This window comes from Actinomadura luzonensis (assembly GCF_022664455.2).
In the GTDB taxonomy this organism is placed as follows: domain Bacteria; phylum Actinomycetota; class Actinomycetes; order Streptosporangiales; family Streptosporangiaceae; genus Nonomuraea; species Nonomuraea luzonensis.
In genome coordinates, this window is the sequence record NZ_JAKRKC020000003.1 from 415,232 (window position 1) to 427,024 (window position 11,793).

Sequence of the window (11,793 nt, forward strand, 5' to 3'; positions counted from 1 at the left end):
CCGTCCCCACCAATGGTCACGGACAACAGAGAACATATCGGGTCTCTTCTGGTAAGAACGTCTCGATGAGCATCGTCGTCGTACGCCGCCCGGAACGCCGCCCGGGCCCGAAGCCACCGCGCGGCGAGGTCCTTCTCGAATCGCCCCCGGAGATCCCCGAGGTCCAGCCGCAGGGCTTCTCCGCGGTCCTCACCTACCTCCCCATGGGTGCGGGCGCGGCGGCGATGGCCCTCATGTTCACCTCCTACGGCAACGCCAACCCGATCATGTACGTCGCGAGCGGCCTGTTCGCGGTGTCCATGGTCGGCATGACCGCCGGCCAGATCGGCCGCCAGGCGGGCGAGCGCAAGTACCGGCTCAACGGCGCCCGCCGCGACTACTTCCGCTACCTCAGCCAGGTGCGGAGGCGCACCCGGCGGGCGGCCAAGCAGCAGCGCGAGGCCCTGGAGTGGAGCGGCCCCGAGCCGGAGTCCCTGTGGTGGATCGCCATGGGCCCCCGGCTGTGGGAGCGGCGGCCCCGCGACGAGGACTTCGCCACCGTGCGGCTCGGCACCGGCGTCCAGAAGCTGGCCGTGCAGCTCATCCCGCCGGACTCCAAACCGGTCGAGGACCTGGACGCGCTGTCGGCGGGCGCGCTCCGCAGGTTCATCAGGGCGCACTCCACGGTCTCCGGGCTGCCGGTCGCGGTCGCGCTCGGCTCCTTCGCCAGGATCCGGATGACCGGCGACCCCGGGCGGGTGCGCGACCTGGTGCGGGCGGTGATCTGCCAGCTCTCGACGTTCCACTCGCCGGACGACCTGCGGATCATGATCTGCGCCGGCACCGAGTGGATGCCGTACTGGGAATGGGTCAAATGGCTGCCTCACGCGCTGCATCCGGAGGAAGTGGACGCCGCCGGCCAGGTGCGGCTGATGACGGAGAACATGGGCGAGCTGGACCGGCTGGTCGGCGGCGAGCTGAAGGAACGCGCCCGGTTCCGGCCCGGCTCGGCGGCCGACGCGCTGCCGTACCACGTGCTCATCGTGGACGGCGGGCACGTGCCGCAGGACTCCCAGCTCGGCAGCGACGCCATCCAGGGCGTCACCGTCATCGACCTGTCCGGCTCGACCGGCGAGGTGGAGGAGAACAGCACGCTCCGGCTGGACATCCAGCCGGACGGCTTCCACATGGTCAAGCTCGACCACGCCGGCAAGGAGCACCGCACCCGGCTCGGCGACCCCGACCGGCTCGACTACCTGCGGGCCGAGGGCCTGGCCCGCCAGCTCGCGCCGCTGCGCTCCTCGGCGTCGTCCGGCGGCGGCGAGACCGAGGACGTGCTCGCGGCCAACACCACGCTGACCGACCTGCTGGGCGTCGGCGACCCGTCTCTCGTGGACCCGTCGGTCGTCTGGCGTCCGCGCGCCGGCCGCAACCGGCTGCGCGTGCCCATCGGGCTCGGCGCCGACGGCCGGGTCGTGGAGCTGGACATCAAGGAGTCCGCGCAGGGCGGCATGGGCCCGCACGGCCTGGTCATCGGCGCCACCGGCTCCGGCAAGTCGGAGCTGCTGCGCACGCTGGTGCTGGGCCTGGCGATCACGCACTCCTCCGAGATCCTCAACTTCGTCCTGGTGGACTTCAAGGGCGGCGCGACCTTCCTCGGGCTGGAGTCGCTCTCCCACGTCTCGGCGGTCATCACCAACCTGGAGGACGAGCTCCCGCTGGTGGACCGCATGTACGACGCCCTGCACGGCGAGATGGTGCGCCGCCAGGAGCTGCTGCGCTCGGCCGGCAACTACGCCTCGCTGCGCGACTACGAGCGGGCCAGGGAGCAGGGGGCCGAGCTGGCGCCGATGCCGACCCTGTTCGTGGTGCTGGACGAGTTCAGCGAGCTGCTGTCGGCCAAGCCGGAGTTCATCGAGCTGTTCGTCATGATCGGCCGGCTCGGCCGGTCGCTGGGCGTGCACCTGCTGCTGGCCTCGCAGCGCCTGGAGGAGGGACGGCTGCGCGGCCTGGACACGCACCTGTCCTACCGGATCGGCCTCCGCACGTTCTCGGCCATGGAGAGCCGGGTCGTGCTGGGCGTGGCCGACGCCTACGAGCTGCCCTCCGCGCCGGGCAACGGCTACCTCAAGTTCGACACCACCGGCATGACCCGGTTCAAGGCCGCGTACGTGTCGGGGTCGTACCAGCCGGACGGCCGCCGCCCCGGCGGCGGCGACGGCAACACCATCCTGCGCCAGGTCGTCGAGTACGGCTCCGGCTACGTGCCGCTCCCCGTCGTGCCGCAGCCGGCCGCCGAGGCCCCGTCCGCCGAGCTGGACGAGCGCGGCCCGCAGGCGAGCCTGCTCGACATCGTGGTGCAGCGCCTGGCCGGGCACGGTCCGGCCGCGCACCGCATCTGGCTGCCGCCGCTCGGCGAGCCGCCCACGCTGGCGCACCTGCTGCCGCCGCTGTCGGTCACGCCGGAGCTGGGCCTGTCCACGCCGGGCTGGCCGGGGCGGGGCAAGCTGCACGCCGTCGTCGGCATCATCGACAAGCCGTTCGAGCAGCGGCGGGACCCGTACTGGCTGGACCTGTCGGGCGCGGCCGGGCACGTCGGCGTGGCGGGCGGCCCGCAGAGCGGCAAGAGCAACGTGCTGCGGACGCTGGTCGCCGGCATGGCGCTCACCCACACCCCGCGCGAGGTGCAGTTCTACTGCCTGGACTTCGGCGGCGGCGGCCTCGCGGCGCTGTCGGGACTGCCGCACGTGGGCGGCGTGGCCACCCGGCTCGACACCGACCGGGTGCGGCGGACCGTCGCCGAGGTCGGCGCGATCCTGCGCCAGCGCGAGCGCGGCTTCGCCGAGCGCGGCATCGACTCCATCGCCACCTACCGGCGCATGGTCGCCGAGGGCAGCGTCCCGAGCGACGGCTTCGGCGACGTGTTCCTGGTCGTGGACGGCTGGCTGACGATCAGGCAGGAGTACGAGAGCCTGGAGGCCGTCATCACCGACCTCGCGGCGCGCGGGCTCGGCTACGGCATCCACGTGATCGCGGCCACCAACAAGTGGTCGGAGTTCCGGCCCGGCATCCGCGACCTGTTCGGCACCAGGATCGAGTTCAAGCTCGGCGACGCCTACGAGTCGGAGATCAGCAGGAAGGCGTCGCTCGCGGTGCCCGAAGGCGTGCCGGGACGCGGCCTGACCAGGGACGGTATGCACTTCCTCGCCGCCCTGCCGCGCATCGACGGCCAGCCGGGCGCCGACGACGTCTCCGACGGCGTGCGCTCGCTGGTGGAGATCGTCCGGCAGTCCTGGCAGGGCCCGGCGGCCCCGCCGGTGCGTCTGCTGCCGTCGCTGCTGCCCGCCGCGGACCTGCCGGGGCCGGCGCAGACGGGCGCGGGACGCATCGCGCTCGGCATCGACGAGGAGGCGCTCGCGCCGGTCCTGCTGGACTTCGACACCGACCCGCACTTCATCGTGTTCGGCGACAACGAGTGCGGCAAGTCGAACGTGCTGCGGCTGGTCATGGAGGGCCTGGTCGCGCGGAAGACGCCGGCCGAGGCGATGATGATCGTGCTCGACTACCGGCGTTCGCTGCTGGACACGGCCGTCACCGACCACCGCATCGGCTACGCCGCCTCCAGCACGGCCGCCGCCGAGCTGATCCAGGACGCCCGCTCGGCGCTGCTGAAGCGCCTGCCGCCGGCCGACCTGACGCCCGAGCAGCTCCGCGCGCGGAGCTGGTGGCAGGGCTCGGACCTCTACATCGTGGTGGACGACTACGACCTCGTGGCGACCTCCAGCAACCCGCTGGCGCCGCTGGCCGACCTGCTGCCGCAGGCCCGCGACATCGGCCTGCACCTGGTGCTGGCCCGGCAGAGCGGCGGCGCCAGCCGGTCCATGTACGACCAGGCCGTGCAGCGCATGAAGGAGATGGCCACCCCGGCGCTGATCATGTCGGGCAACCGTGAGGAAGGCCCGCTGTTCGGCAACGTCCGGCCGACGCCGCTGCCCGTGGGCCGCGGCTACTACGTGGACCGCCGGCAGGGCGCGCGGCTGATCCAGACCGCCTACTTGGGAGAGGCATGACCTACGACGTGCACGTGCAGGCGCTGGAGGAGTGCGGACGCCAGGCCCGCCGGGTCAGGAACATGCTCGACCTGGACGACGCGTTCGTGGACTCCGGCGTCAAGGCGCCGCAGGGCGACACCAAGGCCGACATCTTCGGCGAGCTGGACGGCGCGGCCGGCCTGGCGGCCAAGATCGACGCGGTCTGGAAGTCGGTCGGCGACGAGTTCGGCGAGGGCCGCAACCGCCTGGAGAACGTCGAGCGGGCGCTCAGCCAGGTCGCCACCAACTTCCGCAACGCCGAGACGGGCTCGGGCGCATGAGCGTCGTCAGCGAGCTCGCGGCGCTGCGCAAGAAGGTGGACGGCGACCCGCAGGCCGTCCGGGACCTCGCGGCCGGCCTGCGCACGGCCGGCGGCCACGCGGCCACCTCGGCCAACGGCCTGGTCAAGAGCGTGGCCGAGGTCGGCAACGCCTGGAACGGCGCGAGCGCCGACGCCTTCGCCACCTACATGGCCGCCTACCCCAAGGCGGGCGGCGACCTGCGCGACGCCCTCTCCGCCTGCGCCACGGCCCTCGACACGGCCGCCGGCAAGCTCCAGACGGCCTTCGACACGGTGAGCACCCTGCACGCCAACGCCACCTCCGCCGAGAGCGACTACAAGCGCGACCACCAGGACGCCAAGCAGGAGGACGTGGACGGCTACGTGAAGGGCCGGCTCGGCGGCGACCCGGTCGGCACGGCCAGGAAGGCCGTCAGCGACGCCGAGGAGGCGCTGACCGCGGCCAAGGGCGCGCTGGACAAGCAGCTCGGCAACGGCTTCGCCTTCTTCAAGGGCATCAGGCAGCCCGGCGGGGCCGACTTCCAGCCGGGCGAGAACAAGGTGGACTGGCAGAAGGTCGCCGGCTACAGCCCCACGACCCTGTCCTCGGCCGACCCCAAGACCCCGCCCGGCCTGCAGAACGGCGGCGGCGGCGGTGGTGGTGGCGGCGGGGCGGGCGGCGGTGGCGCGGGGGCGCCGTCCTCGTACGGCAACGCGCCCGCGCCGAAGGCCCAGGTGGTGGACTGGATCAAGGAGGCGCTCACCGTCATCAGGTCGCCGGAGATGGCGGCCGTCCTGCGCAAGCGCGGCCTGGACGTCAGCGACCTGGACCCGAACGACCCGACGGACATCCAGCGCATCTGGACGATCATCTACCACGAGTCCGGAGGCAACCCCAACGCCATCAACAACTGGGACGTCAACGCGCAGAACGGCGTGCCGTCGCAGGGGCTGATGCAGACCATCCCGCCGACGTTCAACGCCCATCACCTGCCGGGGTACGACAAGATCCGGGAGCCGGTGGACAACATCATCGCGGGCGTCCTGTACACCTACAGCCGGTACGGGGACCTGGCCCACCATCCGGGCATCGCCTCGCTGGAGAGCGGGGGCGGTTACAAGCCGTACTGAGGGAACGCCGGGTTACGGGAACGTGAACGGAATTCGCATATTGCTTTCTACCTGGGCGAATGCCTCATAAAGGGATGTAGTGCGGTGGTAGAAAGATCGAGTGTCGACCGATCCGTCTTCCGCCGCCCCCTCGGGCACGGCGTCGCCCACGGCGAGCACGACCCCCTCCGCGGCCCCGACCGCGACCCCCTCCGTGACGCCGTCCCCGAGCACGGCCCCGTCGCCCAGCACGAGCCCGAGCGCCAGCGCGAGCCCCAGCGCCACGCCGGGCTCCACCGGGTCCGCGTCGCCCGCGCCGACGGTGACCGTCACCAGCGCGTGCCCGCACACCCCCACATGCCCGCCGCCGGTGTGCCTGCCGCCGTCGCTGCGCCCGGCCGCGTCACCGTCGTCCGCGCCGAAGCCGGTCAAGCAGGACCCCGGGAGCGACAGGTCCAACCTGCCCGGCTACGAGAGCCGCACCGGCTCCATCGACGCCTTCGCCGGCGTCATGACGGACAGCGCGCGCGGCGTGCACCTCGTCAAGCAGCGCACGCCGCGCTTCGAGGGCTGGAACCTGGCCCCCCTCGCCGGCGTGCCCGTCGTGGGGCTGATGTTCACCGACCGCTTCAACAGGATCGCCGACACCTGGAGCGACAGCGCCCGCATCCTGGGCGACGTGCTCCACAGGGACGCCGGCAAGGTCACGCTGTCGGCCGGCAACTACCGCGCGGCCGAGCAGGCCAACGGGAAGAACTGAGGGGCCCCCGATGTCGACCCCCGCGAACCAGCCGGCCAGGCTGATCGTCCCCGGGCAGAGCACGCCCGCGCAGACCGGCCAGACCCTCCACCTGGCCAACGCCGGCGGCACGGTCACGAGGACCGTCAACGTGCCGCCCGCCGCCGCCGCGGCCACCCGCACCGACCCCGGCTTCTTCAAGCGCCTGGTCACCGGCCTCAACCCGCTGCGCCAGAACACCAGGAGCGCGATGGTGATGTCCGGCCTCGGCACGGCCGCCCTCGCCATGGACGTGGCCGCCACGCTCAACCTGGGCAACCCCTTCCTGTTCTACGACCGGCGCGAGACCTGGAAGGAGCTGTCTGGCTCGCTGGAGGGCAACCGGTCGAACCTGTGGCGCGGCTTCTTCGACGACATCGCCCCCAACTGGAAGGGCACCGCCGTCGAGACGCTCCAGCAGTACGTGCGATTCAACGTCAACGGCCTGTTCGGCCAGCTCGGCAAGGTCGGCGACGAGATGAGCGGCGCGATGCACGGCCAGTTCAAGGAGGTGCTGGAGTACGACCTGTCGGTCTTCGGCCTCTACGCCACCTCCGCGCCGGTCCTGCGCTCCCTGGCCTCCATGAGCACCGCGCACCCCGTCGCCCGGGTCGCCCTGATGACCCAGGTCGGCGTCTTCACCACCGCGCTCGGCAACCTGGTCAAGCAGTTCGCCGACATCTACAACTCCTACGAGGGCGACCTCAACAAGCTGGAGCTGAAGCTCAACGACCTCAGGGGCGCCTTCTACAAGTCGGGCAACCCCGCGCAGGGGGCCCGCGACCTGCACCTGTCGCCCACGATCGACGACCCGGCGCGGGCGGGCGACATGTGGGTGCCGAAGGCGGCGAGCACGTGAGCCAGATCGACGCGTTCGCGGAGGGCCGCGACGGCGACGTCGCCGGGCTGCTGCGCGAGCTGGACGGCTGGTCCGCCAGGATCGCCGGCACGCTGGACGAGCTGGCCGCGGCCCGGATGGAGGGCGCCGACGCGAGCGGCGCCGTCCGGGCCCGGGTGGCCGGCACCGGGCGGCTGCTGGACCTGCGCATCGACGCCAAGGGGCTGCGCGAGCTCGACCACCTGCGGCTCGCCGCGGCCGTCATGGAGGCCGTCGGCGCCGCCCGCGCGGCCGCCGGCGAGCGGCTGGAGGAGCTGACGGCCGGCCTGGCCGGGCCGCGGCCGGCCGGCCCGGAGGACCCGCTGGCGGCGCACGTCCAGCGGGTCATGCGGGAGGGGTGAGCGGTGCGCGAGATGGAGGAGGCGATGGCCCGGCTGGAGGAGCTGATCGCCACCGCGCGGCGGGCAGAGGAGGCGGTGGCCGAGTGGAGCGCGCGCCGCTTCACCGGCCGCGCCGACGAGGGCCGCATCGAGGCCACGACCGACGCCCTCGGCGTCCTGCTCGACCTGCGGATCCATCCGCTGAGCCGGGCCCGGCTGGACGCCCGCCGGCTGGCCGACGAGATCACCGCCGCGATCGTCAGGGCGGAGCGGGCCGCCGAGGCCGCCAGGGACGAGCTGATGCCCGATCGCTGAGAGGCCGCCGAAGGGCGCCCAGCGCCGCGAAACCCCCTCCGGGAGCTCCCGGAGGGGGTTTCGCGCGTTCTCACGCCCTGACGGCCGTCAGCCGCAGTTGGACCAGCCCGCGCTGGTGCTCCCGGAGCCGACGCTGCCGGTGAAGCGCACGCACTTGCCCTTGGCGGGCAGCTTGACCGGTCCTGCGTAGTACTCGAAGTTGCCGCTCTGGGTCTTCGAGCCGCCGCCCTGCACCTCCAGCATGGCGCTGACCGGGGTCGCCTTGCCGACCTCCGCCGTCTTCATCGTCACCACGCAGTTCTCACCGGTGGAGCTGTTGTAGAGCTGGAAGGTCTCGCCGCCGGTGAAGGGCTGGCTGCGCTGGACGTAGAAGCCCGGCCCGCAGACCTGCGTCGGCGAGTACGGGTTCCGCACCACCGGGGGCGGGCTGCTCGCCGTGGGCTTCTGGGTCGGCTCGGCCGTCCTCGTCACCGTGGGCTTGACCGTGGCCGTGGGCTTCACGGTGGGCTTCACCGTGACCGTGGGCCGGGCCGTGGCGGTGGGCCGCGCGGTCGCCGTCGGCTTCGCGGTCGCCGTCGGGCGGGCCGTGGGCCGGGAGGTCGGCGTCCGGGTGGGCTCGGCCGTCGGCGTCGGGGTCGCGGTCGGGGTGACCGTCGGCACCGCCGTCGGGGTCTCGCTGACGCTCGGCGTCGGCGTGGCGGTGACGGTCACCGTCGGGGCCGGCGTCGGGGACTCCGACGGGCCCATGGTCACCACGTTCGAGTTCGACGGGGTCGGCGTGGCCGTCGGCGTCGGCCGCTCGGTCACCGTCACCGTCGGCTGGGCCGTGGCGGACTGCGTGGCGGCCGGCTGCGTCGTGACCGGCGGCTGCGCGACCGGCTGGGTGCCGACCGGCAGCGGCGTGGGCACCGTGGTCATCACGGGCGGGGTCGGCGCCTGCGAGGTCCAGTCGCTCGGCAGCGTCATCGGGCCGACGTCGTTGGGGTCCGCGCCCGGGGTGTTCGCCCACGGCACGGTGACCTCCGGCTGGTTCTGCCCGGTCTGGTCCTGGTTGTTCGGCTGGGGGACGCCGTTGTCGTCCACGTTGTTGTTGCCGGCCGCGGCCGGGTCGGTGGTGCGCTCGTCGCCCGCGGCGGCCACCGGCTCGAAGCGCTGCGTGGCGGCGTACTGGTTGGCGCCCCACAGGCCGACGCCGGACAGCAGCGCCAGCGCGCCCACGGCGGCGGCGAGGCCCACGGGGAACTTGCGCGGCGGGCGCGAGGACACCGTCTGGCCCTGGACCGGGGCCTGCCGCTGCTGCTCGCGCGGCGGCTCCCACATGGGCGCGGCCGGCGGGACCGGCACGCCCTGCATCGGCTCGGGGCCGGCCGGCGCGACGCCGCCCTGCGGCGGCACCGGGGCGGGCCCCAGCTCTGCTGCGGCGGCACGCCGTCCATCGGCAGGCCCGGCACGGGCACGCCCTCCAGGGGCATCCCCTGCGGCGGCATCCCGCCGACCGGCGCGCCCGGCACCGGCACGTCCGGGATCGGGCCACCGGGGATCGGGCCACCGGGGATCGGGCCACCGGGGACGCCCGGGATCGGCACGCCGCCCTGGAGCGGGATGCCGTCGATCACGCCGTCCGGGCCCGTGCCCGGCCTCTGCGCGGCGAGGCCGCTCCGCTTGTCGCCGAGGAGCTGCAGCAGCGCCATGTAGGTGGTCGGCCGCTGCCCGGTGTCCTTGGACAGGGCGGCGAGCACCACCCGGCGCAGCGGCTCGGTGAGGCCGCCCAGCTCGGGCTGCCCGTTCAGCACCGCTTCCTCGTCCTGCCCGAACGGCGGCTGCCCGGTCGCGGCGAAGACCACGGTCGCGGCCCAGGCGAAGACGTCCGCGTACGGCCCGTAGGCCAGGCCCCTGAGCTGCTCCGGCGCGCGGTAGCCGAGCTCGCCGACGGGCTCGCCGAGGTCGACGTCGGTGACGCGGGGGCCGTCGGGGCCGAGGATCACGTTGTGCGGGGTGAGCCCGCGATGGGTGATGCCCGCCAGGTGCACGGCGGTCAGCGCGGTGAGCACGCCCACCGCGACCCGCTCCAGGGTGTCGGCGTCGAGGGGGCCGTCCTCGGCCACGACCTCGGCCAGGCTGCGGCCCTCGACGTGCTCGCGGACCACGTAGAGGTGGTCGCCGTGCTCGCCGGCCTCGAAGGTGCGGGCCACGTACGAGCTGGACACCCGTTGCACCCCGGTGAGCCGAGCGACGTCGTCGCTGCCCGGTCCTTCGGCGGGCGGCAGCAACTTGATCACTCTTAACGGCGCGTCGTCGGACTCCTTGCCGAGGAGGGCCGCGCCACGCGGCCCGTCGGTCAGACGTCCTGAAATGTCGTACGCGCCCAGCTTCGCGGGATCACCCGGACGCAGGGGGTGCATCTCCATCCCTTCGGTCAAAGCTAGATCTCGAAGGGACATTCAACCGCATCAGCCACATTTACATCAGTGGTTTCACCCGCAATTTGACAATTCACCCACAACTTACGACGAGGACGCCCGCCCGGGACGCCACCCCCGCCGCCGGCCCAGCGGGATCAGCAGCACGAGCGCGCCCGCGACCAGCACCACCATGAGCGCGCCGGTCCCCACCGCCATCGCGACGCCCATGGCCTTCTCGTCGCGGGCCGGGACCTTCGCCACCGCGTTCGCCGGCAGCGCCGAGGGCGGCGGCTCGGCCACCACGGGCCCGTTGGCCGCCTCGTACGGCAGCACGGCGGTGAGCGCGAGCAGCGGGTTCACCATGCCGGCCCCGGTGCCGGCGCCCGAGGTGCCGTCGGCGGTGGCGATGATGCGCCGGCGCACCTGCTCCTGGTTGAGCTTGGGGAAGCGGGCCCGGACCAGGGCGGCGGTGCCGGCCACGTACGGCGAGGCGAAGCTCGTGCCCTGCAGCCCGCGCATGTAGGAGCGGCCCGGCCACGGGGCGGTGATGTCGGTGCCGGGGCCGAGCACGCCGACCGGGGTGACGGCGTTGGAGGAGTCGGCCCGCTTGCCGTCGGGCGTGGCCGCGCCCACCGCCAGCACGCCCTCGTAGGCCGCCGGGTAGGCGGGCACGTCCTGGTCGTCGGGGCCGGTGACGTTGCCCGCGGCGGCCACCACCACGATGTCGTTGTCCAGCGCCCGCTGGACGGCCGCCTTGAGCGAGGCGTTGTCGGAGGCGCGCACCGAGACGTTGATCACGTCCGCCTTGGCGTCCACCGCGTCGTTGATGGCGTTGACGAGGGTGTTGATGTCGCCCTCTGTCTTGTTGCTCTGCTTGACCATGACGATCCGGGCGTCGGGCGCGACACCGTGGAAGGGGACCCCGGACAGGTAGCGGGCGCCGATGATGCCGGAGACGGCCGTGCCGTGGCCGACGCAGTCCCGGTAGCCGGTGTGCGTCTCGTCGATGATCTTGGAGAGCTGGACCTGCGGGTGGTAGTCGGCGCCGCTGTCCACGACCGCGACCGTCACGCCCGCGCCCCTGGTGAGCTGCCAGGCGGCCTTGATGTCGAGCCGCTTCTGGGCCCAGGGCTCTCCCGCGGGCAGCTTGAGCGTGCCCTTCTTCGGATTGCACTCCTCGGGGGCGGCCGCCGCGGCCGGAGCCGCGGCGAGGTTCAGGGCGAGCAGGCTCGCCAGGACGGCGCGACCGATCATGACGAAAGAGCGTATATCGCCCACCCCAGCCCACGGAAAGAAGCCCCAGCGGGTCGCCAGGGCCCCGTTCCGTTGCTCACTTCGTGGCGGACTCGATGTTCTGCCGGTAGGTGCCGATGACGCGCGAGGCCTCCTGGAGCTCCTCTGTCATCCGCTGGAAGGCCGTGCGGTAGTTCTGCCAGGCCTGCTGGAAACGCTGCGCGCCCGGGCCCGTCCACGCGGTGCCGACCTTGGCCGCCTCGCGGTCGAGCGCGGTCATCGTGGTGCGGACCGCCTCCGACTGCTGGGTGAACTGGCTGGCCATCTGCTGCATTTCCGCGGGGTCGCCGCCGAGCATACTCTGGCTCATGCATACCTCCTGGACCG

11 protein-coding genes and 1 pseudogene are annotated in these 11,793 nt (G+C 73.1%); 7 read left to right on the plus strand and 5 right to left on the minus strand.

Features of this window, described 5'->3' with window-relative positions:
• The first annotated feature begins 65 nt into the window (after positions 1-65).
• From eccCa to MF672_RS46975, 3 genes are read left to right on the plus strand one after another with little or no spacing between them, the layout of a single operon-like run.
• Positions 66-4,049 carry a type VII secretion protein EccCa gene (gene eccCa, locus MF672_RS46965; RefSeq protein WP_242373746.1) on the plus strand — a complete coding sequence of 1,328 codons (3,984 nt, stop codon included), beginning with the start codon at positions 66-68 and terminating at the stop codon, positions 4,047-4,049.
• Complete coding sequence (locus tag MF672_RS46970; RefSeq protein WP_242373747.1) at positions 4,046-4,351, plus strand: hypothetical protein; 306 nt, start codon at positions 4,046-4,048, stop codon at positions 4,349-4,351. Before eccCa ends, MF672_RS46970 begins: the two co-directional genes overlap by 4 nt.
• Positions 4,348-5,481: a transglycosylase SLT domain-containing protein gene (locus MF672_RS46975; RefSeq protein ID WP_242373748.1), complete on the plus strand. Its 1,134-nt coding sequence runs from the start codon at positions 4,348-4,350 to the stop codon at positions 5,479-5,481. Before MF672_RS46970 ends, MF672_RS46975 begins: the two co-directional genes overlap by 4 nt.
• A 12-nt stretch (positions 5,482-5,493) precedes the next feature.
• Here the strand turns inward: MF672_RS46975 and MF672_RS46980 are convergent, their stop codons facing one another.
• Positions 5,494-5,793 carry a hypothetical protein gene (locus MF672_RS46980; RefSeq protein ID WP_242373749.1) on the minus strand — a complete coding sequence of 100 codons (300 nt, stop codon included), beginning with the start codon at positions 5,791-5,793 and terminating at the stop codon, positions 5,494-5,496.
• Between MF672_RS46980 and MF672_RS46985 the strand changes: the two genes are divergently transcribed.
• Genes MF672_RS46985 through MF672_RS47000 form a run of 4 tightly spaced genes read left to right on the plus strand, consistent with a single transcriptional unit; the run spans position 5,783 to position 7,771 of the window.
• A complete protein-coding gene (locus tag MF672_RS46985) occupies positions 5,783-6,220 on the plus strand; it encodes a hypothetical protein (protein WP_242373750.1) in 438 nt (145 codons plus the stop codon). The genes MF672_RS46980 and MF672_RS46985 overlap by 11 nt on opposite strands.
• Positions 6,221-6,230: 10 nt before the next feature.
• Complete coding sequence (locus MF672_RS46990; RefSeq protein WP_242373751.1) at positions 6,231-7,097, plus strand: hypothetical protein; 867 nt, start codon at positions 6,231-6,233, stop codon at positions 7,095-7,097.
• Positions 7,094-7,477, plus strand: coding sequence for a YbaB/EbfC family nucleoid-associated protein (locus tag MF672_RS46995; RefSeq protein ID WP_242373752.1), 384 nt, complete (start codon positions 7,094-7,096; stop codon positions 7,475-7,477). The genes MF672_RS46990 and MF672_RS46995 overlap by 4 nt, the downstream gene beginning before the upstream one ends.
• 12 nt (positions 7,478-7,489) lie before the next feature.
• Positions 7,490-7,771 carry a YbaB/EbfC family nucleoid-associated protein gene (locus MF672_RS47000; RefSeq protein ID WP_242373833.1) on the plus strand — a complete coding sequence of 94 codons (282 nt, stop codon included), beginning with the start codon at positions 7,490-7,492 and terminating at the stop codon, positions 7,769-7,771.
• 87 nt (positions 7,772-7,858) lie between these two features.
• Here the strand turns inward: MF672_RS47000 and MF672_RS47005 are convergent, their stop codons facing one another.
• The 4 genes and pseudogenes from MF672_RS47005 to MF672_RS47020 all read right to left on the minus strand — a co-directional run bounded on the left by MF672_RS47005 (position 7,859) and on the right by MF672_RS47020 (position 11,776).
• On the minus strand, positions 7,859-8,854 hold the full coding sequence (locus tag MF672_RS47005) for a hypothetical protein (RefSeq protein WP_302893412.1): 996 nt from the start codon (positions 8,852-8,854) through the stop codon (positions 7,859-7,861).
• Positions 8,855-9,576: 722 nt separating this feature from the next.
• A pseudogene (locus tag MF672_RS51685) lies at positions 9,577-10,212 on the minus strand (serine/threonine protein kinase); the annotation flags it as partial.
• Between the two features lie 63 nt (positions 10,213-10,275).
• A complete protein-coding gene (locus MF672_RS47015) occupies positions 10,276-11,427 on the minus strand; it encodes a S8 family serine peptidase (protein WP_242373754.1) in 1,152 nt (383 codons plus the stop codon).
• A 76-nt stretch (positions 11,428-11,503) separates the two neighbouring features.
• The gene (locus MF672_RS47020) at positions 11,504-11,776 is read right to left on the minus strand and encodes a WXG100 family type VII secretion target (RefSeq protein WP_026214895.1); all 273 of its coding nucleotides are present in this window, start codon (positions 11,774-11,776) and stop codon (positions 11,504-11,506) included.
• Between the last annotated feature and the right edge of the window lie 17 nt (positions 11,777-11,793).

What these genes read in the sequence shown, in the direction of transcription:
- eccCa (WP_242373746.1), top strand. Translation starts at nt 66, where the DNA reads ATGAGCATCGTCGTCGTACGCCGCCCGGAACGCCGCCCGGGCCCGAAG.
- MF672_RS46970 (WP_242373747.1), top strand. Translation starts at nt 4,046, where the DNA reads ATGACCTACGACGTGCACGTGCAGGCGCTGGAGGAGTGCGGACGCCAG.
- MF672_RS46975 (WP_242373748.1), top strand. Translation starts at nt 4,348, where the DNA reads ATGAGCGTCGTCAGCGAGCTCGCGGCGCTGCGCAAGAAGGTGGACGGC.
- MF672_RS46990 (WP_242373751.1), top strand. Translation starts at nt 6,231, where the DNA reads ATGTCGACCCCCGCGAACCAGCCGGCCAGGCTGATCGTCCCCGGGCAG.
- MF672_RS47000 (WP_242373833.1), top strand. Translation starts at nt 7,490, where the DNA reads ATGGAGGAGGCGATGGCCCGGCTGGAGGAGCTGATCGCCACCGCGCGG.
- MF672_RS47015 (WP_242373754.1), bottom strand. Translation starts at nt 11,427, where the DNA reads ATGATCGGTCGCGCCGTCCTGGCGAGCCTGCTCGCCCTGAACCTCGCC.
- MF672_RS47020 (WP_026214895.1), bottom strand. Translation starts at nt 11,776, where the DNA reads ATGAGCCAGAGTATGCTCGGCGGCGACCCCGCGGAAATGCAGCAGATG.